The 23,311-nt window shown below is 69.5% G+C and carries 20 protein-coding genes; 13 read left to right on the top strand and 7 right to left on the bottom strand.

Annotated elements, in window-relative coordinates; all coding sequences use genetic code 11:
* Positions 1-53: 53 nt before the first annotated feature.
* Positions 54-956: a LysR family transcriptional regulator gene (locus V6Z91_RS17585; protein ID WP_338759041.1), complete on the top strand. Its 903-nt coding sequence runs from the start codon at positions 54-56 to the stop codon at positions 954-956.
* Between the two features lie 16 nt (positions 957-972).
* On the opposite strand, the gene V6Z91_RS17580 is transcribed toward V6Z91_RS17585, so the two are convergent.
* Positions 973-2,289: an MFS transporter gene (locus V6Z91_RS17580; protein WP_338759040.1), complete on the bottom strand. Its 1,317-nt coding sequence runs from the start codon at positions 2,287-2,289 to the stop codon at positions 973-975.
* A 152-nt stretch (positions 2,290-2,441) separates the two neighbouring features.
* Here V6Z91_RS17580 and V6Z91_RS17575 point away from each other — a divergent pair, with 152 nt between their 5' ends.
* The gene (locus tag V6Z91_RS17575) at positions 2,442-6,248 is read left to right on the top strand and encodes an ATP-binding protein (RefSeq protein ID WP_338759039.1); all 3,807 of its coding nucleotides are present in this window, start codon (positions 2,442-2,444) and stop codon (positions 6,246-6,248) included.
* A gap of 143 nt (positions 6,249-6,391) precedes the next feature.
* On the opposite strand, the gene V6Z91_RS17570 is transcribed toward V6Z91_RS17575, so the two are convergent.
* Positions 6,392-7,162 carry an SDR family NAD(P)-dependent oxidoreductase gene (locus V6Z91_RS17570; RefSeq protein WP_338759038.1) on the bottom strand — a complete coding sequence of 257 codons (771 nt, stop codon included), beginning with the start codon at positions 7,160-7,162 and terminating at the stop codon, positions 6,392-6,394.
* 102 nt (positions 7,163-7,264) lie between these two features.
* A complete protein-coding gene (wrbA, locus tag V6Z91_RS17565) occupies positions 7,265-7,867 on the bottom strand; it encodes an NAD(P)H:quinone oxidoreductase (RefSeq protein WP_338759037.1) in 603 nt (200 codons plus the stop codon).
* Between the two features lie 258 nt (positions 7,868-8,125).
* On the opposite strand from wrbA, the gene V6Z91_RS17560 reads away from it, so the two are divergent.
* From V6Z91_RS17560 to V6Z91_RS17535, 6 genes are all read left to right on the top strand, one after another.
* Positions 8,126-9,043 carry a helix-turn-helix domain-containing protein gene (locus V6Z91_RS17560; RefSeq protein WP_338759035.1) on the top strand — a complete coding sequence of 306 codons (918 nt, stop codon included), beginning with the start codon at positions 8,126-8,128 and terminating at the stop codon, positions 9,041-9,043.
* An 83-nt stretch (positions 9,044-9,126) separates the two neighbouring features.
* A complete protein-coding gene (locus V6Z91_RS17555) occupies positions 9,127-9,741 on the top strand; it encodes an NADPH-dependent F420 reductase (protein ID WP_338759033.1) in 615 nt (204 codons plus the stop codon).
* A gap of 26 nt (positions 9,742-9,767) precedes the next feature.
* Complete coding sequence (locus V6Z91_RS17550; protein ID WP_338759032.1) at positions 9,768-10,214, top strand: ester cyclase; 447 nt, start codon at positions 9,768-9,770, stop codon at positions 10,212-10,214.
* A gap of 20 nt (positions 10,215-10,234) precedes the next feature.
* Positions 10,235-11,005: an SDR family oxidoreductase gene (locus tag V6Z91_RS17545; protein ID WP_338759031.1), complete on the top strand. Its 771-nt coding sequence runs from the start codon at positions 10,235-10,237 to the stop codon at positions 11,003-11,005.
* 109 nt (positions 11,006-11,114) lie between these two features.
* Positions 11,115-11,660 carry a hypothetical protein gene (locus V6Z91_RS17540; protein WP_338759030.1) on the top strand — a complete coding sequence of 182 codons (546 nt, stop codon included), beginning with the start codon at positions 11,115-11,117 and terminating at the stop codon, positions 11,658-11,660.
* A 100-nt stretch (positions 11,661-11,760) separates the two neighbouring features.
* Entirely contained in the window at positions 11,761-12,741 is a 981-nt protein-coding gene (locus tag V6Z91_RS17535) for an aldo/keto reductase (protein WP_338759029.1), read from the top strand.
* Between the two features lie 97 nt (positions 12,742-12,838).
* Here the strand turns inward: V6Z91_RS17535 and V6Z91_RS17530 are convergent, their stop codons facing one another.
* Positions 12,839-13,135, bottom strand: coding sequence for an Atu4866 domain-containing protein (locus tag V6Z91_RS17530; RefSeq protein WP_338759028.1), 297 nt, complete (start codon positions 13,133-13,135; stop codon positions 12,839-12,841).
* Here V6Z91_RS17530 and V6Z91_RS17525 point away from each other — a divergent pair.
* The 4 genes from V6Z91_RS17525 to V6Z91_RS17510 all read left to right on the top strand — a co-directional run bounded on the left by V6Z91_RS17525 (position 13,134) and on the right by V6Z91_RS17510 (position 18,392).
* Complete coding sequence (locus tag V6Z91_RS17525; protein ID WP_338759027.1) at positions 13,134-13,676, top strand: hypothetical protein; 543 nt, start codon at positions 13,134-13,136, stop codon at positions 13,674-13,676. The two genes, V6Z91_RS17530 and V6Z91_RS17525, sit on opposite strands and share 2 nt — an antisense overlap.
* A gap of 79 nt (positions 13,677-13,755) precedes the next feature.
* Positions 13,756-14,505, top strand: a complete 750-nt coding sequence (locus tag V6Z91_RS17520; RefSeq protein WP_338759026.1) for an SDR family oxidoreductase — start codon at positions 13,756-13,758, stop codon at positions 14,503-14,505.
* 124 nt (positions 14,506-14,629) lie between these two features.
* Positions 14,630-17,704, top strand: coding sequence for a triple tyrosine motif-containing protein (locus tag V6Z91_RS17515; RefSeq protein ID WP_338759025.1), 3,075 nt, complete (start codon positions 14,630-14,632; stop codon positions 17,702-17,704).
* A gap of 52 nt (positions 17,705-17,756) precedes the next feature.
* Positions 17,757-18,392, top strand: a complete 636-nt coding sequence (locus V6Z91_RS17510; protein ID WP_338759024.1) for a response regulator transcription factor — start codon at positions 17,757-17,759, stop codon at positions 18,390-18,392.
* Here the strand turns inward: V6Z91_RS17510 and V6Z91_RS17505 are convergent.
* A complete protein-coding gene (locus V6Z91_RS17505) occupies positions 18,364-19,332 on the bottom strand; it encodes a helix-turn-helix transcriptional regulator (RefSeq protein ID WP_338759022.1) in 969 nt (322 codons plus the stop codon). The genes V6Z91_RS17510 and V6Z91_RS17505 overlap by 29 nt on opposite strands.
* 230 nt (positions 19,333-19,562) lie before the next feature.
* Complete coding sequence (locus V6Z91_RS17500) at positions 19,563-21,290, bottom strand: FAD-dependent oxidoreductase (RefSeq protein ID WP_338759020.1); 1,728 nt, start codon at positions 21,288-21,290, stop codon at positions 19,563-19,565.
* A gap of 119 nt (positions 21,291-21,409) precedes the next feature.
* Here V6Z91_RS17500 and V6Z91_RS17495 point away from each other — a divergent pair, with 119 nt between their 5' ends.
* A complete protein-coding gene (locus V6Z91_RS17495) occupies positions 21,410-22,339 on the top strand; it encodes a LysR substrate-binding domain-containing protein (protein ID WP_338759018.1) in 930 nt (309 codons plus the stop codon).
* On the opposite strand, the gene V6Z91_RS17490 is transcribed toward V6Z91_RS17495, so the two are convergent.
* Complete coding sequence (locus tag V6Z91_RS17490; RefSeq protein ID WP_338759016.1) at positions 22,306-23,226, bottom strand: LysR family transcriptional regulator; 921 nt, start codon at positions 23,224-23,226, stop codon at positions 22,306-22,308. The two genes, V6Z91_RS17495 and V6Z91_RS17490, sit on opposite strands and share 34 nt — an antisense overlap.
* Between the last annotated feature and the right edge of the window lie 85 nt (positions 23,227-23,311).

Below are 23,311 nucleotides of genomic sequence, written 5' to 3'. Positions count from 1 at the left end.
GGGCCCCCGAAAAATGGGTAGGATGGCGATTCATTCCCAACTTTTTGTTTGCAATGGATGTGATCTCCCCCATGCGCACCTTCGTGCGCGTTGTCGAGGAAGGGTCTTTCGCCGCCGCCGCCAACACGCTCGGCATTTCCGCCCAGCTGGTCGGCAAGCAGGTGCAGGGCCTGGAACGGCACCTCGACGTGCGGCTCCTGAACCGCACCACGCGGCGCCAGAGCCTGACCGATTTCGGCAAGGCGTTCTACGAGCGCGCCCGCATCATCCTTTCCGAGCTGGAGGAAACGGAGCGCATGGCCGCCGAGGCGCACGGCAAGCCGAGCGGCCGCCTGCGCGTGAACGCGCCGGTCACGTTCGGCGCGCGCCTGCTGGCGCCCGCGTTGCCCGACTACCTGCGCGCCCACCCGCAGGTGAGCGTGGAACTGACGCTCACGAACCAGCTCGTCGACATCGTCGACGAAGGCCACGACGTGGTGTTCCGCGTGGGCCGGCTGGCCGACAGCTCCCTGGTATCGCGCACGCTGGGCCCTTATCCGCTGGTGCTGTGCGCGGCGCCGGCTTACCTGGCCGCCCACCCGCCGATACGGCACCCGCGCGACCTGCAGGCGCACGAGTGCCTCGGCTTCCTGCACGCCCAGCTGCGCACGCACTGGACCTTCAACGGGCCCGAAGGCGAGGAAACCGTGCCGGTTTCGGGGCGGCTGATGACGAACCAGAGCGAACCGCTGCTCTGTGCCGCGCTGGCCGGCCTGGGCATCATGCTGCAATCGCTGGAGCTGGTGCGCGACGCGCTGCGCGACGGCCGCCTGGTCGAGGTATTGCCCGACTACGTGCCCGCCGCCTCGCCGCTGAACCTGATGTTCCAGCGCGACCGCAAGCTGACGCCGAAGGTGCGCAGCTTCGTCGACTTCTGCGTGGCGCGCTTCACGCCGGACGTGCTGGCACGACGCTGAAGAGCCCCGCCCCCGCTCACTCCAGCACCCGGTGGCGCGACTCCAGGTCCACGCACAGGATGGCCACCGCGCCGGCCACGAGGAAGGCGGCCAGCATGGCCAGTGCGCCGGTGAAGTGCGTGGCCATCACGGGCGCCACGATGCTGGGGGCGAACAGGCCGCCGAAGCGGGCGACTGCGCCTGCCGTGCCCATGCCGCTGGCGCGCAGGTCGGTCGGGTAGACCTCGGGCGTGAACGCGTACAGCGCGCCCCAGGTGCCCAGCAGCGCAAAACTCATCAGGAGGGTCGAGGCCACCACCACAGCCGCCGCGCTGCCCAGGCTGTAGGCCATGCAGCCTGCGGCGGAGAGCAGCAGGAAGCCCACCAGGGTGGGTTTCCTGCCCCAGCGCTCCACGCCATAGGCGGACAGCGCGAAGCCGGGCAGCTGCACCAGCGCCAGCAGGATCAGGAATTCCTGGCCGCGCATGAAGGCAAACCCTTCGGCGGCCAGCTTCACGGGCAGGTAGACGAACACGCCATAGTAGGCGATCGAGACCAGGCCCCAGGCGATGAACAGGGCGATGCTGCGGCGGCGCAACTGCGCGGAAAACAGCGCGAAGATCGAATGGCGCGCGGAGCTGTCCGGCAGTAGCGGCGGGATCGGGCCCTTGCTGCCGTTGGCCGCGGCCACGCGCTCGAGCACCCTGCGCGCCCCTTCCGGGTTGCCGCTGCGATTGAGGTACATGGGCGATTCGGGGATCGACATGCGCAACACCACGCCCACCAGCGCGGGAATGCCCGTCACGAGGAAGATCACCCGCCAGGCGTCGTCGCCCCAGTTCGCGGCTACGAGCGCCAGGATCGCCAGCAGGATCGTGCCCACCGCCCAGAACGATTCGAGCCACACGAGCCAGCGCCCGCGCCGGTCGCTGGGCAGGAATTCCGCCATCATCGTGTAGTCGACCGGCAGCGTGCCGCCCACGCCGATACCCGTGAGGAAGCGCAGCGCCAGCAGCCAGGTGAAGTCCGGGGCGAAGGCCGAGGCCACGCCGCAGCAGGCATCGACGAGCACGGCGGCCATCAGCACGGGGCGCCGGCCGATGCGGTCCGCCAGGCGGCCGAACGCGAAGGCGCCCACCAGCATGCCCACGAAGAAGTAGGTACCGCTCTGCAGCGCCTGCGGCAGAGCGATGCCGAAGGTCTTCGCGATCGACGGCGCGGAAAAGCCGATCGACAGCACCTGCATCGCATCGGCCATCCATACCAGTCCGAAGATCACGAACAGGCGGTACTGGAAGCGGCCGACGCCGGCGGCGACGATGCCCTGCTCCACGGTGCTTGACGCTGCGGTCATGGATCTCCCCAATGGTCAAAACCCGATTGTAGGCCAGCGCTACCGTGGCTGGCGCGCACGGCAGGCCGCCACTTGTGGCATGCTATGACCTCGCTGGCATAAAATGTTGACGATCAGTACGATCGTCCTTTTTACCTTCCGTAAAGAACTTTATGCGCCCTTCGCCAGCTCCCACCACTTCCGCCGCGCACGACCTCAGCTGGCTTGCCGGCGGCGGCGAGATGGGGGCCCTCATCCGATCCATGGATTGGTCGAAGACCCCGCTCGGTCCGCTCGACACCTGGCCGCAGAGCCTGCGCACGTCGGTCAGCCTGTGCCTGTCGTCGACGTTCCCGATCCTCGTCGCGTGGGGACCGGACGATATCCAGATCTACAACGACGCGTATCGTCCCATCTGCGGCGACCTGCATCCGCGCGCGATGGGCGGCGCGTTCAAGGAAGTGTGGGCCAGCGCCCTCCCCGTGGTGGGCGACGCGTTCGACCGTGCCCATCGGGGCGAAGGCGTGTACATTCGCGACCAGCGCATGTTCCTCGACCGCGTCGGCTACCTGGAAGAGGCGTTCATGACGTTCTCGTTCTCGCCGATCCGCGACGAAACGGGCGAAGTGGGCGGCATCTTCCACCCGATCACGGAAACCACGTCGGCGGTGCTGAACGCGCGCCGCACCCAGGCGCTGCGCGACCTGAACGCGGCGATCACGGATGCGCGCACGATCGCCGACATCGCCCACGACATCGCGGCGCAACACCCCGGCATCGCCCTCGACCTGCCGTTCGCTCTGCTGTATCAGATCGACGCGGGCAGCGGCAAGCTGCTGTTGCGCGGCGGCGCGGGGCTGGACGCCCATCCCCGCCTGGCGCCCGCGGTGACGGACATGGCCGATGCCCCGTGGCCGTTCGCGCGCGCCTCCGATACCCGCGCGCCGCAGCGGATCGACGGCTTGCGCGCGCGGTTCGGCACCGTGCCCTGCGGGCCGTACGAGGCCGCGCCGGATACGGCCATGGTGCTGCCGATCACGGTGCCCGGCCAGGCCGGCCTGTACGGCTTCCTGGTGGCCGGCGTGAGCGCGGCGCGGGCGCTCGATGCCGATTACCTGCATTTCTACGAGCTGCTGGGTGCCACCGTGAACACGGCCGTCGGCAACGTGCTCGCCTATGAGAAGGAACAGCGCCGCGCCGAGGAACTGGCGCAGATCGACCGCGCCAAGACGGCATTCTTCTCCAATGTGTCGCACGAATTCCGCACGCCGCTCACCTTGATCCTGGGCCCGCTCGCCGACGCGCTGCGCGATGAAAACGATCCCCTCTCGCCCGGCCAGCGCCGGCGCATCGACGTCACGCACCGCAACTCGCTGCGCCTGCTCAAGCTCGTGAACTCGCTGCTCGACTTCTCGCGCATCGAAGCGGGCCGCGTGGTGGCCACCTACGTACCCGTCGACCTGGCGGCACTGACCACCGACCTGGCCGGCGTGTTCGAATCGGCCATGGAAAAAGGCGGCCTGTCATACCGCCTGGAGCTGGAAGCGCTGGGCGCCCCCGTCTACGTGGACCGCGACATGTGGGAAAAGATCGTCTTCAACCTGCTGTCGAACGCGTTCAAGTTCACGCTGCAAGGCGGCGTAACCGTCACGCTGCGCCGCCACGCGGGCATGGCGCGGCTGTCGGTGGTGGACACCGGCAGCGGCATTCCGGAAAGCGAGCTGCCGCGCGTGTTCGAGCGCTTCCACCGCATCGAGGGCACGCCGGGCCGCACCTACGAAGGCACCGGCATCGGCCTGGCGCTGATCCAGGAGCTGGTGCGCCTGCACGGCGGCACGATCTCGGTGCAGAGCAAGCTGGGTGCAGGCACGCGCTTCGACGTGGACATTCCGTTCGGCCATGCGCACCTGCCGGAGGAACACGTGGAAGCCGAGAGCGCCGGGGATGCGAGCGGCGGCATGGGCGCAGCCTCGTTCGTCGAGGAAGCGTTGCGCTGGTTGCCCGACGAACCGGAGAAGCCAACCTACGCGGCCGGCGCGCCCGTGCCGGCGGGCGGGCCGCTGCCACGCATCCTGATCGCCGACGACAACAACGACATGCGCGCCTACCTGAAGTCGCTGCTAGCCCCGCACGCCGAGGTGAGCGTGTGCGCCGACGGCGAAACGGCGCTGACGCTCCTCGCGCGCGATCCACCCGACCTGCTGCTGAGCGACGTGATGATGCCGCGGCTCGACGGCTTCGGCCTGCTCGCGCGCATTCGCGCCGACGAAGGGCTGCGCCGCCTGCCGGTGATCCTGCTGTCGGCCCGGGCCGGCGAGGAAGCGAAGGTCGAAGGCCTGCAGGCCGGCGCCGACGATTACCTGGTCAAGCCGTTCGCCGCCGCCGAGCTGCTGGTCCGCGTGCGGCGCCAGCTCGACCAGGCGCGCGAGCGCAGGCAGCGCCACGAGGCGCTGGCGCAGCGCGAAACCTATTTCCGTTCGCTGGTCGACATGGCGCCCGTAATGCTGTGGACGACCGATCCGGATGGCCAGTGCACCTACCTGAGCCGCCGCTGGTACGAATACACGGGCCGTGCGCCGGAGCAGGACCTGGGCATGGGGTGGCTGGAGAACGTGCACCCGGAAGACCTCGGCCGTGCGCGCGATACCTTCCTCGAGGCCAACGTGAACCAAGTGCCGTTTTCCTTCGACTACCGGCTGCGCCGCCACGACGGCGCCTGGCGCTGGTTCACCGATGCGGCCCTGCCCCGCTATGACGAGGCGGGCGAGCCGGCCGGCTTCGTGGGCACGGTGGTGGACGTGCACGACCGCGCACGCGCCGAGCAGGAATTGCAGCGGCTGGCCGACGAGCTGGCGAACAAGAACCGCATGCAGAGCGAATTCCTGGTCACGCTGGCGCATGAGTTGCGCAATCCGCTGGCCCCCATCCGCACCGGCCTGGAACTGATGCGCGCCCGCCCCGCCGGCTTCGATGCGGCCCGCGTCGAGGGCATGATGCTCCGGCAGGTCACGCACATGGTGCGCCTCGTCGACGATCTGCTGGACATGGCGCGCCTGTCGGAGGGCAAGGTGGAGCTGCGCCGCGAAGCCGTGCCGCTGGCCGACGTGCTGGAGGAAGCGCTCGAGATCAGCGCCCCGCAGGTGCAAGCGGGCCGGCACCGCCTCGCCGTGCACCTGCCCCGGAAAGAGGTGACGCTGCACGTGGACCGCCACCGCATCGCCCAGGTGCTCAGCAACCTGATCAATAACGCCGCCAAGTACACGCCGCCGAACGGGCGCATCGACGTGGCCGCCGCGGTGCAGCCCGGCGCGATCGCGCTCTCGGTGACCGACACCGGCGTGGGCATCGACCCCGGCATGCTGGCCGTCATCTTCGACATGTACGCCCAGGTCCGGCAGCACAGCGGCCTGGCGCAGGGTGGCCTGGGCGTGGGACTGAACCTCGTGAAACGGCTGGTGGAGCTGCACGGCGGCACGGTGGCCGTGGTCAGCGCCGGCGCCGGGCACGGCAGCCGCTTCACCGTGACGCTGCCGCTGGACGCGCCCGAGGCCAGGACGGCGCCCGCGCCCTCGGCCGCCTTCGTCGCCGGCATGGATGGGGAAGCGCTGCGCGTGCTGGTCGTGGACGACAACGTCGATGCGGCGCAAATGCTTGCCGCGCTGCTCGAGATGCGCGGCCACGCCGTGCACGTGGCGCACGACGGCGCCTCGGCCCTGGCGCTCGCGGGACGCGTGAGCCCGCAGGTCGTGTTCCTCGATATCGGCCTTCCCGACCAGAGCGGCCATGACGTGGCCATGGCGCTGCGCCGCCTCGACGGCATGGCCGACGCGATGCTGGTCGCCGTCACCGGCTGGGGCACGGAATGGGACCGGCAGCGTTCGCGCGCGGCGGGGCTGGACGCCCATCTGACCAAGCCGGTGGACCTGGCCAGCATCGATGCGCTCGTGCGCGAGGCGGCGAAGCGCATCAGCCAGCCCTGATCGCCAGCGGGCCATCGAACGCCCGCATGATCAACGCGGCCGGCTGGCCGTTGGCGACCAGCTTCGCCATTGGCCGTGGCGCTGTTCGTGGCCACGCACTTCCCGGGCACCCCGGCGTAAGCGCGGTTCGCTGCCCCGGACCTTTACAGCTCGAAGCCGCCGATCGTCATGCCGCCGTCGATGACGAGCAGTTGCCCGTGCACATAGCTGGACGCCGGTGACGAAAGCCACAGGGCCGCGTCGGCGATCTCGCCGGGATGCGCGCCCCGTTTGGCCGGGATGGCGCGCGCGGCCAGGGCCGCGAAGGCGGGATTCTGCGCGCTGTTCGCCACCACCATCGGCGTTTCGGTCCAGCCGGGCGCGATCGCGTTCACGCGCACGCCGCGCGCCGCGTTCTCCATCGCCGCCACGCGCGTCAGCCCCTGCACGCCATGCTTCGAGGCGGCGTAGGCGCTCATGCCGGCCGGGCCCGTAATCGCGGCGACGGACGCCGTGTTCACGATGGTGCCGCCCTGGCGCAGCAGCAGCGGGATTTCATACTTCATGCCGAGGAAGACGCTGCGCAGGTTGACGCCCACCACGCGGTCGAAATCCTCCGCCGGGTAGTCCTCGATGCGGTGCGTGCCGCCCGTGATGCCGGCATTGTTGAAGGCCGCGTCGAGGCGGCCCTGCTCGCGCTCGATGCGCGCCAGCAGCGCCGCCACGTCGGGCTCCTGCGCCACGTTGGCCAGCGCGGTGCGCACTTCGGTGCGGGCCTCGCGGGCCAGCTCGCCCGTGGCGGCCAGGCCCGCCGCGTTCAGGTCCGCCGCGTAGACCAGCGCGCCGGCCTGCGCGAAGCGCAGCGCCGCTTCCCTGCCGATGCCGGATCCCGCGCCCGTCACCAGTACCACCTTGCCGTGAAAATCGTGTTCCATGATGTGCTCCTTGGGTTTCGATGCATCCATCATAGGCAGGCGCCACGCGTGGATAAATGCACCGCCGCGGGCATCACTGTTCCCGCGGCAGGGACAATCGCGTCAGCGCGGGAACAGCTTCGCCGCCGTCTGCGCCACGAGGCCGCCCTGGTGGCGCGCGCCCGCCAGGTCGATCTCGCTCGGTTGCCGCTGGCCCTGGCCGCCGGCGATCGTGGAGGCGCCGTACGGGCTGCCGCCCACCACCTCGTCCAGCGCCATCTGGCCCTGGTGGCTGTATGGCAGGCCCACGATGGTCATGCCGAAGTGCAGCAGGTTGGTGATGATCGAGAACAGCGTCTGTTCCTGGCCGCCGTGCTGCGTGGCGGTCGAGGTGAACGCAGCACCGACCTTGCCGTTCAGTGCGCCACGCGCCCACAGGCCGCCGGTCTGGTCGAGGAACGCGGCCATCTGCGACGGCATGCGGCCATAGCGCGTGGGCGCGCCCACGATGATCGCGTCGTAGTGTTCCAGTTCGGCCACCGTGGCCAGGGGCGCATCCTGGTCCAGCTTGAAGTGCGCCGAGGCGGCCACTTCCTGGGGCACCGTTTCCGGCACGCGCCGGATATCGACCTGTGCCCCTTCCGCGCGGGCGCCTTCCGCGACGGCTTGCGCCATCCGTTCGATGTGACCATACGACGAGTAGTACAGGACGAGGACTTTGGGCATTGCGATTCTCCGGGTGGTGAGTGATGAAAACGACCGGCACGCCATGGGCGCCGCCGCGTCACCCGCAGTATCGGCGCGCCACCGGCTGCTGGGAATGCCCGATTGCGCCGGCGGCTTGCCCGATCCTGCAATTCGGCGCAGCGTCCCCCACGCGATCCATGCAACGCGGCAGCAAGGAGCCGATACCGGGAGCAATACCCCGACGGCTCGATTCGTCGTTCGCGGCGACACTGGCGGCGTACCCATGGAGGAATCATCATGCATGCCGATCTCGCGCGGCGGGCCGCCGAACTGCTCGACGCCAGCGCCCCCGCCGCCGGCGCCGTCCGCGGCGCGCTCGACGGCATCCGCTTCCTGCGCGGCGTCGAACTGGCGGCCCTGCCCGGCCGCGAGCCGGCCATCGTCATCGGCCGGCTGCACGGCGCCGGCGCGCAAGCGGCCGGGCCGCCGTTGCAATGCCTCGTGCTGCCATCGGCGCTCACCGTGGTGCCGCCCGGCTGCGCCATGGCGGCGCTGGCCGTGCAGGTCGACATCGACCTGAAGGTGGCGGCCGAACTGGCATTGATGCTGCCCGCCGGCCGGCCGGGCGCCGGGCCGGGCGAAGGCGGGGCCGGGCCGACCGCCCTCGACGACGAGACGGGCGATGCGCTGCTGCGCCTGCTCAAGGCGCTGCGCTCGCCCACTGACACGCGCGTGCTGGGTCCGGGCATCGTGCGCGAGCTGCTGTACCGCGTGCTGGCCGGTCCGCAGGGCTGGGCGGTGCATGCCGCGCTGGGCCAGCACCGCCACGTGGGCCGCATCGGCAAGGCGCTGCGCCGCATCCATGCCGACTACCACCGTCCCGTCGACGTGCCCACGCTGGCCAGCGAGGCCGGCATGAGCGTCACGGCCTTCCATGCCCATTTCAAGGCGCTCACGCTGACCACGCCCATGCAATACCTGAAGTCCACGCGCCTTGCCCACGCGCGGCTGCTGATGGCGCGCGACGGGGTCAGCGCCGCCTGCGCCTCGCGCCTGGTCGGCTACGAAAGCTGCTCGCAGTTCAGCCGCGAGTTCAAGCGCTTCTTCGGCCGCAGCCCCGCGCGCGAAGCGGCGGCACTGCGCACCACATTGGCGCGCGCCGCCCCGCCGGACCGGCCGATTGTCATCGAACCGGGAACAGTGGAGCAGTGTTAACGGCGTTTATCACGGCAGCGCGGTTCTCTACACTGATCCCATCAGCGCAGGAAACGCGCTCCAACCAGTCCAAGGAGAACACCATGAACAGTTCCACCATCCAGTCCGTCGGCATCATCGGCGCCGGCGCCATCGGCCAGGCCATCGCGAAACAGCTCGTGCGTGCCGGGATCGACGTCATCCTCAGCAACAGCCGCGGTCCGGCATCGCTGGCCGGCGTCGTCGACGCCCTCGGGCCCCGGGCCAGCGCCGGCACGCCGCAACAGGCCGCGCGGGCCGACATCGTGTTCGTCAGCGTGAACTGGGGGCGCCTGCCGGAGGCGCTGGCCGGCATCGACTGGACCGGCCGCATCGTCATCGACGCCAACAACCCCGTGCTGCTGCCGGGCTACCGCCTGGCCGAACTGGGCGGGCGCAATTCCAGCCAGGTGTTCGCCGACTTCGTGCCGGGCGCCCGCGTGGTGAAGGCCTTCAACACGCTGCTGGCCGCCGTGCTGGCCAGCGACCCGCGCGAAGGCGGCGGGCGCCGCGTGGTATTCCAGTCCGGCGACGACCGCGAAGCCAAGGCCGTGGTGGCCGGCCTGATCGAACGCCTGGGCTTCGCCGGCATCGACCTGGGCAGCCTCGAAGTGGGCGGCGCCCTGCAGCAATTCCCCGGCGGCGTGCTGCCGGCCGTCAATCTCGTCAAACTGGGCTGAGCCCATCCACCGCAAGGAGCATCCACATGAATACCCAGACCGATATCGGCGCCATCGCCAAGGCCGTCGTGCGCCGCAATACCGAGGAAGTGCAAGGCGGCGGCAATTTCGCCCTGTTCGACGAGCTGTTCGCCGACGACTTCGTCGACCACACGCCGCAGCCCGGCGGCACGCCCGACAAGGCGGGCGCCCGCACGCTGTACGCGGCGCTGCGCCAGGCCTTCCCGGATTTCCACGCCGTGATCCACTGGCAATCCGTCGAGGGCGACCGCGTGACCACCTACAAGACTTACCACGGCACCCACGAGGGCGTCCTGTTCGGCCTGGCGCCCACGGGCCGCAAGGTGCAATTCGACACGGTCGACGTGATGCGCGTGCAGGACGGCCGCATCACCGAGCACTGGGGCGTGGCCCACCTGTATTCGCTGCTGCAGCAACTGAACGCCCTGCCGGCCATGTTCCCGGCCGCCTGAACTCACACGAGGAGAATGTCATGAGCAATCTGTTGAAGGACAAGGTCGTCATCGTCACCGGCGCCGCCAGCGGCATCGGCCGCGCCATCGCCATCTCGGCCGCCCGCCACGGCGCGAAGGCCGTGCTGGTATCCGATATCGCCGAACTGCCCCGCGAAGGGGGCACGCCCACCACCCATGAGATCGAGGCGCTGGGCGTGGCCACCCGCTTCGTGCAGGCCGACGTGAGCCGCAAGGCCGACGTCGAGGCGCTCGTCGCGGCGGCCGCGCCGTTCGGCGGCGTGGACGTAATGGTCGCCAACGCCGGCATCACGGCGCGCGACGACGGCGCCGACGTGAGCGAGGAAAGCTATCGCCGCCTGATGGCCGTGAACCTGGACGGCACGCTGTTCTCGGCCCAGGCTGCCGCGCGCCAGATGAAGGCGAACGGCAAGGCCGGCAGCATCGTGCTGATGGCCAGCATGGGCGGCATCGTGGGTGCCGGCATGACGGTGGCCTACTCCACCAGCAAGGGCGGCGTGGTGCTGATGGCCAAGTCGCTGGCCGACGCGCTGGGGCCGGACGGCATCCGCGTCAACGCGGTGGCGCCGGGCACGATCGACACGCACCTGCTGCGCACGGCGGCCGGCATCGCCGACGCGGCCGAAGGCTTCCGCCAGCGCACGCCGCTGCGCCGCCTCGGCAAGCCCGAGGAGATCGGCGATGCAGTGGTGTGGCTGGGTTCGGACATGTCCAGCTACGTGACGGGCATCGCGCTGCAGGTCGACGGCGGCCTGCTCGCGGTGATCTGAGGTGCGCGCCGGCTCCCGGGAGCAAGATCCCGACAGCCGGCGCAACGCGGCGGCGGACGCCATCGCTTCCTTGCCCGATGATATTCCCATCGACATCAAGGAGGACACCATGAAAACCATCCGATCCGCCATGGCGCTTGCCGCCGCCTGCCTGCTTGCCCCCGCCTTCGCCGCCGAAGTGCGCACCGATTGCCCGGCGACGGGCAACGATGCTCCCGCCGCCCTGCACCGCGACTGGATCATGACGGGCTGGGAGCGCGCCGCGGGCGACCCCGAATTCGACTTCCGCAAGGACCTGGGCCGCTGGTACGACTTCACCAGCACGGACCTGAGCCTGTTCGACGACTTCGATCCCGAGCTGCGGGTGCGCACCACGGCCGACGACTACGGCAAGGTGTGGTACGGCCTTGTGCCCAAGTTCAGGAGCGTGCATCACAAGATCACCGAGGAACCCCATGTGGTGGCAGTCGGCCCCGGCTACAGCCACTCCGTGCTGGAATTCGTGTTCGAGGTCACGCCGAAGCAGGGAGAGCCGATGCACCTGGTCTCGCGTACCTCGATCCTGTGGCGCTGCACCCCGGCCGGCTGGAAGATCTACAAGGAACACAACTCGGCCCGGCCCACCACGGCGGCGGCCTGGCGCAAGGCCAAATGAGGCACCCGACAGCAAAACCCCGACAGTCCCCGCAAAAGCCTTGCGGACGCCGGCTTCCTGCAGGCCCATCATCTCTCCATCCACACCAACGGAGGACCCTATGAAATACCGCACGATCGCAGACATGCAGGTATCCGCCCTCGGCCTGGGCTGCATGGGCATGTCGGAGTTCTACGGCGCCACGGACGAGGCGCAGTCGCTGCGCACGCTGGAGGCAGCCTTCGAAGCCGGCGTCACGCTGTTCGACACGGCCGAATCGTACGGCAACGGCGACAACGAACGCCTGCTGGGCCGCTTCCTGGCGGGCAAGCGCGACCGCCTGCGCATCGCCACCAAGTTCGGCATCGTGCGCGAACCGGGCAAGTACGAGCGGCGCATCGACAATTCGCCCGCCTACATCCGCAGCGCCGTGGAGGGCTCGCTGGTGCGCCTGGGCACCGACACGATCGACCTGTACTACGTGCACCGCCTCGACCCGAACGCCGCGCTGGAGGACACCATCGGCACGCTGGCCGACCTGGTCCGCGAAGGCAAGGTGCGGGCCATCGGCCTGTGCGAGGTGACGCCGGCCACGCTGCGCCGCGCCGCCGCCGTGCACCCGATCGCCGCCGTGCAGAGCGAGTATTCGCTGTGGACGCGCGACCCCGAAGAGGGCTTGCTGGACGCCTGCGCGGAACTTGGCACGGCGTTCTGCGCCTACAGCCCGCTGGGCCGCGGCTTCCTGACCGGGAAGTTCGATGCGGCCACGCCGCTGGCGCCGAACGACTTCCGCAGCTTCAATCCCCGTTTCACCGGGGACAATCTGCAGGCGAACATGAAGATCGCCGACACGGTGCGGACGCTGGCGGCGGAAAAAGGATGCACGCCGGCCCAGCTGGCGCTTGCGTGGCTGCTGGCCCAGGGCGAGCACGTGATTCCGATCCCCGGCACGAAGCGCGAAACGTACCTGCGCGAGAACCTGGGCGCCGTGGACGTGACGCTGACGCCGGTGGAAGTGGCCGCGATCGGCGCCGCTCTGCCGCCGGGGATCGCCGCGGGCCAGCGCTACAGCGCCGAAGGAATGAAAGGCTTGAACGCGTGACCTCCCGATGAAACCGGCGCGGCCCGGGGCGCGCCAGGCGGGATGACGGCTCGACCTGCATCCCGCCATGCAGCGCCGGCGGCGCTGCTTCCGATACTTACCTTTCCTCCCTGTAAAGCACCATCCCCGCGTGATACAGCACGCCGTCGCGAAAATCGCCGTCGGCCGTGAACCCCGTATCGTCGACGTACCCGATGTGATCCCCCACGATCCAGTAGCGGCCCTGGTAGGCGCTGCGCCTGCGGCCGCGCGCCTCGTCGTAGCGGCCGTCGGGCCGCAATTCGTGGCGGATGTAGTTGTCCGCCGTGACCCACATGCCGACGTACGGGTGGTCAGCAGCCTGCTGCTTTCCAGATGTCGAGCCGGGTGCGGCAGACAACGTGGCTTCTTTCATGGTGATTCTCCTGGTGGCTGTGAATGGAGAAATGGTAGGGCCGCCGCTGCCACCCGGCCATGCCCGATTCTCGCCGCCGCTTGCCGGATTCTCCGCCCCTATCCGTCCACCCTACTTCCGCACCGAATACCTTACCGAGGGGTCCGTAACGTTCGCGCGGCGGCAAATCGACGACTACGATCCCACGGCTGGGGTGGCTCGCCGCGGCGCGCGCGAAATGGATGGCCGCCAGGGCGGCGAGCCCGCCAGGCTGGCGCAGGCGCTGCTGACGCTCGCCGACAGCGCCCAGCCACCCTTGCGCTTCTCTGCCGGCGAGGATCCGGTCGCGCTGCTGGAGCTCACCCTGGCGGCGAAGGCCAGGGAACTGGCCGAATGGCGCACGCTGTCCGTCGCACTCGCCCACGAGCAGCAAAACACCGCCCGCGCACGGGACCGAAGCTCGCCCATCGGCCCGTGCGAACGAGCGGCCGGTCAACAGCAAAACCGCGACAGCGAGCGCAAGCCCTGGACGGACGCCACCCACCCGCCGACGAGAGAATGACCTCACTCGCCACACGGCGTTCCGGCGAATCCCCGCCGGAGCGGCCGATGGCAGCCACTCTTTATCGAAAGGACATCCCATGCGTACCATTAACGAAGTCGAAGGAAAATCCGTCATCGTCACCGGCGCCGCCAGCGGTATCGGGCGCGCGATCGCCGAGCTGCTGCATGCGCGCGGCGCGCTCGTGATCGCCGAGGACATCGACCCGGCGGTGAACGAGCTGGCGCGGGAAGGCCTGGTTCCGTTCGTTGCCGACGTCACGAAGGACGGCACGGCCGAGCAGGCGGTCGCCCTGGCGATCGAGCATTTCGGCAAGCTCGACGTGCTGGTCAACAATGCCGGCCGCATCGTCTACAAGAACATCGTCGACATGAGCCGCGAAGACTGGAACTGGCAGATGGAGACGAACGTTACCGGTGCCTTCCTGCACTCGCGTGAAGCGATGAAGGCGATGATGAAGCAGAAGTCCGGGGCCATCGTCAACATCGCTTCCTATGCTTCGTATTTCGCGTTCGAAGGCATTTCGGCCTACACGGCGTCCAAGGGGGCGCTGGCGCAACTGACGCGCACGCAGGCGCTGGAAGCGATCAGGCACGGTATCCGCGTCAATGCGATCGGCGTCGGCGACGTCGTGACCAACCTGCTGAACCATTTCCGCGCCGATGGCCGCGAGTTCCTTGCCGAGCACGGCAAGAACGCGCCGATCGGCCGTGCGGCGGCACCCGAAGAAATCGCCGAGATCGTCGCCTTCCTGGCCTCGGACCGCGCCAGCTTCATCGTCGGCTCGGTCGTCATGGCCGACGGTGGCATGAGCGTGCAGATCGGCTAAGCCTCGTCGCTCGCGCGTCTGCCGGGGGAAAAGCCCCGGCAGCGTAAATACGTCGATTGCCTGCCTTACCACACGGGCACGGATTTTGTATGATGAACACTTGTGCGTTTCAAGAAGGTACCAAGTGTCGCTACATCCCGCGTGCCGGGCGCTCGTCGTCGGCGTTGCCATCATGATTGCCGGGCCGGCCGATGCCGCCCCTTCGGCTGCGCCGGCCGCGGCGCCGGCCATCGAGTCGCGCCCCATCATCCCGTGGGTGCATACGCGCTGGCTGTCCAAGGACGGCGTGCCACCGAACATCTACACGATTGCGCAAACGCCCGATGGCTGGCTGTGGCTCGCCAGCTCGATCGGGCTGTTCCGGTTCGACGGCGTCACGTTTTCTCCCTACCAGCCGCCTGCCGGCGTGGAGCTGCCCGGCGCGATCGAGCGCATCGGCGTGCTGGACGACGGCACGCTGTGGATCGCTCCCCGCTTCGGCAAACTCTATTTCCTGCGCGGAGACAAGCTCCAGGCGTTTACGGAAGGCGACGGCCTGCCGGGCGGCAGGATCTTCGACGTCGCCCGCGACAAGGCGGGACAGGTGTGGATCGCCTCGGGGAAAGGGCTGCATCGGCTGGGCGGCGACAGCCGCACCTGGACCGAGGCAGGCCGGCAGCTCGGCCTGCCGCCCGGTGGAATCGTCAGCCTGCTGGCCGGCCGCGACGACGCCCTGTGGACGCTGGCGCCAGGCGGCATCTTCGCGATCGGGCCCGGTGCGCGGCAGGCGCGGCGCGTGACGGACCAGCAGGGCTGGGGCTCGCTGCAACAGGCGCCCGACGGCACGATCTGGGCCTCCGACATGACGACACGTCGCATCCGCCGGGTCACGGCGCAGCCCGGCGATACGCCCGCGGAGCGCCTGCTGACGGGGATCGAGCTGATGCGGTTCACCGTCGACCGGCGCGGCAACCTGTGGCTGCCGGAATACGGCGGGATCGGCCGTCTGCAGGCCGATGGCGAGGCGCCGGCCCTGCAGTCGCTCACCCGCCAGCAGGGCTTGAGCGGGCAGCACGGCAACATCGCCTTCGAGGACCGCGAAGGCAATGTGTGGACCGCGACGACAGGCGGCCTTGACCAGTTCCGACCGCCCCGCGTCAACGAGATGACGCTGCCGCCTTATTACTCGGAAGCGCGGCCCGTCGCGGCGGGAGACCATGGCGACGCCTGGATCGATTACCTGTACTTCGCCGATATACGCGCCGTGCCGCGGAAATTCGCGCCGGTCACGACCGAGCGGGATGCGGTCGCCACGCTCTATCGCGATCCGCGCGGCGTGCTCTGGGCGGGTGCGCGCGATGGCTTATGGCGCGTGGAAGGATCGCACCGCACGCGCATCGTGCTGCCGCCGGCGGTGCGGGACATCCCGTTCCTCGCCATCTACAGCCTGGCGATGGACCGGGAAGGCGGATTGTGGATGGCGCTCGGCCGCCGCGGCCTGTGGCGCTGGCACGCGGGCGCCTGGACGGAGCGCGGCGGCGTCGCCGCACTCTCGGATCTCGCCGTCAACACCATCGCCGCCGGAACGGATGGCCAGGTATGGTTCGGCGCCGTCGGCGATGCCTTCGCGATCCTGCGCGACGGCAGGCTGACCCGGTTTGGCCGCGGCGACGGCGTGGATATCGGCAGCGTGCTGCAGATCGTGCCCCACGGCCGCGGGGCTTACCTGGGTGGCGAGAAGGGGCTCGCCTATTTCGACGGCGTGCGGGCCCACCGCGTGCAGGGCGACGATGGCCAGCGGTTCCCCGGAACGACCGGGATCGTGCTCACTCCCGCGGGCGACCTGTGGGCCCATACGGCACAGGGACTGTTCGGCATCGGCGCCAGCGAGTTGGCGCGCCTGCGGGCCGACCCGAAGTACCGGCCCCGCTATCGCCACTTCGACGAAAACGATGGCCTGAAAGGCTCCGCGCCGCCGCTGTTACCGCTACCTTCGCTGGTGCGGACCTCGACGGGCGAATTGATCGCTTCCACCGGCAGCGGCGTGTTCCACTTCGACCCTGCCAGGCTGGCGACAAACGCGGTGCCGCCACCCGTGCAAGTGACGGGCATCGGTGCCGACGGCAAGCGTTACCCTCTCGAGCCCGGCGTGCGGCTGGCGGCGGCGCCGGACAGCGTGCGGATCGACTACACCGCCCTCAGCCTGGCATTGCCGCAGCGGGTCCGTTTCCGCTACCTGCTCGAAGGCGTGGACCATGCGTGGCAGGACGCGGGCACGCGCCGCTCGGCGTTCTACACGCAGTTGCCGCCCGGCCGGTACACCTTCCGCGTCGCCGCCGCCAACGAGGATGGGGTGTGGAACGAGGCCGGCGCGAAAATCGATTTCGAAGTGCTGCCGACGGTATTCCAGACGATCTGGTTCAAGCTGTCGTGCGGCCTGCTGCTGGTACTGGCTGCCTGGGCATTGCACCGCCTGCGGCTGCGTGCCGCGCTGCGGCGGCACACACTGGCGATGGAAACGCGGGTGGCTGAACGCGAGCGCATCGCCCGGGACTTGCACGATACCTTGCTGCAATCGGTCCAGGCGATGATCCTCGCATTCAAACGGGTGGCGAACCGCACACCCGAAGACGCACCCACCCGGCCGATGATGGACAAGGCGCTGGCCATGGCCACCGGCGCCCTGGTCGAGGGGCGCGACAAGGTCAGGGGGTTGCGGGGCGAAGACAGCGCGGGCGATCTTGCCAGGGCCCTGCGCGAGCACGGCGAACAGCTGGCGGAACAGCATCGGCCCCGTTTCGAGCTGGCCAGCACCGGCCGGCAGCGCAGGCTCAGGCCACAGCCTTACTACGAACTCCTGGCCATCGGCCAGGAGGCGGTACGGAACGCATTCGTGCATGCCGGCGCCAACCGCGTCGAGGTCGAACTCGATTATGGCGAGCGGCAGTTCACGCTGCGCGTGCGCGACGATGGCCGCGGCATCGAACCGGCCCACCGCCAGGGCCGCGCCGGTCACTGGGGCATTCCAGGCATGGCCGAACGGGCGTCCCAGGCCGGCGCCACGCTCGAACTGCACAGTGAACCCGGCAAGGGATGCACATGGCAGGTCCGGCTGCCGGCGCAGCTGGCCTATGCCGCCGATAGCGGCAACGCCCCGCGCCCGGTGCCGACCGGCCCTGCCGATGCGCGAGCGGCGCTGTCGGTGGACCGGGCCGTCTGATGCGGGGCTGGCCCGCCGGCCCCGCCAACCTGTCGATGTGAAAGTGGAAGCAATGAAACCGATAGCGGTATTGATCGTCGATGACCATCCCTTGTTCCGGCAGGGCGTGGCGGGCCTCGTCGACGACGAAGCGGATATGTACGTGGCGGGCGAGGCCGCCAACGGGCAGGAGGCCATCGCGGCCTGCCGCGCCCTGCAGCCCGACATCGTGGTGATGGACCTGCAGATGCCGGCGATGGGCGGCATCGAAGCGACCGCCCTTCTCGGCAGCGAGGCACCGCAGGCCCGCGTGATCATGCTGACGACGTTCGACGGCGACGTGCATGCCAGCCGGGCGCTGAAGGCGGGTGCGGCGGCATATCTGCTGAAAAGCGTGGTGGGCGACGAACTGGTCGACGCGATCCGTGCCGTGCACGCCGGCAGGCGGCGCATCACGCCGTCGGTGGCCATGGCGGTCGCCAGCAACGTGCCGCTGAACGCCTTGTCCGACCGCGAGGTGCAGGTACTGGAACTGGCCTCGGCGGGCAAGAGCAACCGCCTGATCGGCGCCCAGTTGGCGATCACGGAAGAAACCGTGAAGGCGCACATGAAGAGCATCTTCGCGAAGCTGCAGGCGAACGATCGCACGCATGCCGTCATGCTGGCGCTCGAACGCGGCATCATAGAAATGCGCCGTCGTATCGACTGAGGTCACGCGCACCGTGCCCGGTCGGCCAGCGGTGGTGCCCCATGGCGCCGGCGCGATACGCGGTCGGCGACACGCCCGTCAGTTCCTTGAACACCTGGGCGAAATGGCTGGGGCTGCGGTAACCCAGCAGCAGCGCCACGTCGATCACCGGATCGGCGGTCTCGCACAAGAGGCGCTTCGCCTCCTCGATGCGCAGCTGCACGAAATACCGGGATGGCGAGAGCCCGGTCGCCGCCTTGAACGAACGGCTGAAGTGAAACACGCTCAGTTCCGCCTGCCGCGCCAGCTGTTCCAGATTGAAGGGTTCCTCCAGCGTACCGCGCATCGTGCGCAGCGCACGCTGCAGCTTGTGAGGCGGCAGGCCCTGCACCATCGCCGGGTCCCGCCCGGTACCCGGATAACGGCGCACCAGGTGAGCGACGACGGCCTGCGCAATGCCTTCGACGAAATGCGCGCAGGGCCGCACCGGCCGCTTCAGCGCCGTGTACAACACTTCGAGCAAGCTGCTCAGCGTGTCGTCAGGCCGGCCCGCGGCATCGCGCAGAGCAAAGCCGGCGAGCGGCTTGCGGTGGATTTCCCGTGCCGCGCCGGCAAGCATGGGCAGGCCGACGTGGATGCACATCGTCTTGAGCGGCGGTGCGTCGCATGAGGACAGGCTCAGCCTGATCGCCCGTGGCGTGCCGGCAAGCCAGATATCGCCCTGCTGCAGGTCGAGTCGGCGCGACGGGTCCTCCACGAGCCCCAGGCTGGCGGTCGCGCCGCCCGATGCGATCCAGAGCAACACAGGCTCCTGCCGCGCTGCCAGCGCCACGTCTTCCTCCACGCCCGAATAGGTCGCCAGCACCACGTGCAGGTGCGGACCGAAACGGAAGGCGCGGTCCGCGGGCCGTGCCACGGTACCGGGCGGGCGCAACAAGTCGCTGGCGGCGAAATCGTTCATGGGCTGGGACGCGAGATCGGACAGGGATGTTTCATTGTCCCCAGTGTGGCGACCGCCGGCGATCCCGTGCGGGGAACGGAGCGATCACCCTTTCGTGGTAGTTCGCACTACCGGAAACGAAGGCGCCGGCCTCGAGAGCCATCGCTTCGCGATCGGGTCTGCCGGCCGCACGGCGCGGAGGAATGAGCAAATGTTCCGAGGCGGCGGCCGCGCCTGACCTCGTGCCGGCGTCACTTCGCCGCCGGCAGCCCGGCCAGGTAGCCATGGATCTGCGACACCACCTGGGCGCCCTCGCCCACGCCGGCCGCCACCCGCTTGGTGGAGCCGGCGCGCACGTCGCCGATCGCGAACACGCCGGGAACGCTCGTTTCCAGCGCGGCCCGCGGCCGGTCGGCGGGCGCCGTGACGTCGGTGCCGGTGCGGATGAAGCCTTGCGCATCGACTTCGACGCCGCAGTCGCCCAGCCAGTCCGTATTCGGATCGGCGCCGATGAACAGGAACACGCGGCACACCTCGCACTCCTTTTCGCCCAAGGAGCGATTGTTGCGCCAGCGGACCCGCTGCAGGCCTTCGTCGTCGCCCTCCAGCGCCACGATCTCCGTGTGCGGATGCAGCTCGATGTTGGCGGTGGCGCGGATGCGTTCGATCAGATAGGTGGACATCGTGGACTTCAGCCCATCGCCGCGGATCAGCATGTGCACCTTCGCCGCATGGGCGGACAGGAACACGGCGGCCTGCCCAGCCGAATTGCCGCCGCCCACGAGGATCACCTCGGCGCCCGCGCACAGGTTCGCTTCGATGCGCGAGGCCCAGTAATAGATGCCGCGCCCCTCGAACTGCTTCAGGTTCGCGAGCGACGGGCGCCGGTAGCGCGCGCCGCAGGAGAGCACCACGGTGCGGCCATGCACGCGCGTGCCGTCGTCCAGTTCGATGGCGAGCGGCGCGGCGTCGCAGTGCAGGCGCGCGGCCGCCAGCGGGATCGCCACCTCCACGCCGAACTTCATCGCCTGCACGTAGGCGCGGCCGGCCAGCGCGCCGCCGGAGATCCCGGTGGGGAAACCCAGGTAATTCTCGATGCGGGCGCTGGCCGCGGCCTGCCCGCCGAACGCGCGCTGTTCCAGCGCCAGCACGGAAAGGCCCTCGGAACCCGCGTACACGGCCGTGGCCAGCCCGGCCGGGCCAGCGCCCACCACGATCACATCCCACACCTTGTCGGCGGGGAGCTCGGGCAGCATGCCCAGGCAGCGCCCCATGTCGGCATTGGCGGGGTTCATCTTCACGCTGCCGTCCGGGCAGACGACGAGCGGCCAGTCGTCGGCGGTGGGCTGGTAGTGCTCGCACAGCGCCTTGGCATTCTCGTCCTCGCGCGGATCGAGCACCGTGTGCGGGTGGCCGTTCGCCGTGAGGAAGCTTTGCAGGTGGAAGACGTTCGGGTGGCCGGGCGGGCCCACCAGCACGGGCCCGCCGGACCCCGATTCGATCAGGTTTACGCGGCGCAGGATGAGCGCGCGCACGATGCGCTCGCCCAGCTCGGCTTCGGCGATCACGAGCGCGCGCAGTTGCCCGGCCGGGATGACAAGCGCTTTGACGGTGCCAACCGCCGTCACGTTCACCAGCGAGGGCCGGCCGGCCAGCTGCGACACCTCGGCCGTGAACTCGCCCGGCCCGTGCTCCTTGACCAGGGCCGAGTTGCCCAGCCCGTCGTAGCGGTGCGCCGCCAGGCGGCCCGACAGCACCAGCACCATGCCGAACGGGGTGAATCCGGCTTCGAGGACCCGTACGCCGTTCTCGAACGTGCGCACGGTGCCGAAGCGCATCAGGCGCTTGACCTCGGACTCGCTCAGCACGGGAAAGATCTGGTGCAGGCGCTGCTCGATCGACGGGGCGACGGACGGCACCTGCTCGTCGCGGCTGGTTTCGGGGGCAAATTGCGGAGAATCGGACTGCTCGTTGGCCATGGCGCTTCCACGAATGATTCGGATACTGCCAGTGTAGCGGAAGGCCATCGATTTTGGGCGTTGCCGGCGCGGCCGATCCCAACCATAATCGCCCTCTCGATACGATGGAACAGGCACCGATGGACAACCTCACCGCCGTGCGCACCTTCTTGCGCGTGGTCGAAACGGGCAGCTTCGCCCGCGCCGCGGACACGCTGCAACTGCCGCGCAATACCGTCACCAAGCTGGTGCAGCAGCTCGAGGCGCACCTGCGCATCAAGCTGCTGAACCGCACCACGCGCCGCGTGTCGCCCACCAGCGACGGCACCGCTTACTACGAACGCATGGCGCGGCTGCTGGAAGAATGGGACGAGGTGGAAGACGAGCTGGCGCGGGCCCGCAGCCACCCGCGGGGCCGGCTGCGCGTGGACATGGGTACGACGATCGCCTCGCTGCTGCTGATCCCGTCGCTGGCCGAATTCCACGCCCGCTACCCCGACGTGCAGATCGACATCGGCGCCAGCGACCGGCCCGTCGACCTCGTGGGCGAGCGCGTCGACTGCGTGATCCGCGCCGGCGCCGTCACCGATCCCTCGCTGATCGCCCGCCAGCTGGGCAGCCTGCCGCAGGCCGCCTGCGCGAGCCCGGCCTACCTGGCGGCGCACGGCGCCCCCGCCCATCCGACGGACCTGGAAGACGGCCACACGCTGATCCGCTACGTGTTCGCCGGCTCGAACCGGCCGCAGCCATTGGTGCTGGCGCGCGACGGCGAGACGGTGGAGGTGAAGGGCCGCCACTTCGTTTCCGTGAACGAGAGCGGCGCGCTGCTGTCGGCCGCGCTGGCCGGGCTCGGGATCATGCACGCGCCCGCGTTCATTTCCGGCCGCCACGTCGACAGCGGCGCCCTCGTGCCCGTGCTGGACGGCTGGCGCGGGCCGGATGTGCCGATCTACATCGTGTATCCCGCCAACCGGCACCTGAGCGCGCGGGTGCGCGTGTTCGTCGAGTGGATGATCGAGCTGTTCCGCGCCAGCCCCTACACGCTGCCGCCCGGCCCGCCGCGCGCCTGATCGCCCTGCAGCCGAGCCACGAACCAGCGGCCTGCCGGCCCCGGCGGCTGATCCTTGCGGTGAATGGCATGCATCGAAAAGCCCGGCCCGCGGGTGGGACTCGTCTCCAGCTCGATGCGCACCAGGGTTCCGTCCTTCAGGTCCCCTTCCACCATGTGCAGCGGCATGTGGCCCCAGCCCAGCCCCGCGCGCAGGAACGCGTGCTTGGCGCCCAGGTCGGCCAGCCGCCACGTCTTGTCCGACACCACGCCGAAGTTGCGGCCCTGCGTCAGCGACGAGCGGTCCGTCAGCACCAGCTGCACGTGTTCCTCGGCGGTCTTGCGCAGCACCACGCCCTTGACCTGCGCGAGCGGGTGGCCCGGCGCGACCACGGTAACGGCGGCCACGTCGAGCAGGTATTGCGACACGCAGTCGGCTGGTACGTCCGGCAGCGAGCCGATGATCGCGATGCGGCACTGGCCCGCCAGCAGCGGCTGCACCACGGCGCCCAGCGCCTCCACGTATAGCCGCAGCGGCGTGGACGGGAACTGCCGCTGGAACGCCTGCACGGCCGCCGTGAGCGTGGCGATCGGGAACATCACGTCCACCGCAACGGCCAGCTCCGGCTCCAGTCCCTCGGCGAGCGTGCGGGCGCGCGCCTTGAACGCATCCATGCTGCCCACCGCGGCGCGCGCCTCTTCCAGCAGCGCGCGGCCCTGCTCCGTCAGCACGGGGTAGCGGCCGGTGCGCTCGAACAGCGCAAAGCCTACCTGCAGCTCCAGGTTGGCCAGCGTGTGGCTGACCACCGATTGCGCGCGGCGCAGGCGCCGTCCGGCCGCCGAAAAACTGCCCTCCTCCGCCGCGGCGATGAAGGTGCGTAACTGGTCCAGCGACAATGCATCCAGCATCCATCTACTCCTTGGATTGATCGTATCGAATTATATCGGCTATTCAGATTGGTTGGTGGGGCCTACGATCGTTGCATACCAACTC

Source organism: Massilia sp. METH4 (genome assembly GCF_037094685.1).
In the GTDB taxonomy this organism is placed as follows: Bacteria; Pseudomonadota; Gammaproteobacteria; order Burkholderiales; family Burkholderiaceae_D; genus Rugamonas.
Note: the sequence above shows the minus strand (reverse complement) of the source record. Positions and strands in the feature narration are given on the sequence as shown.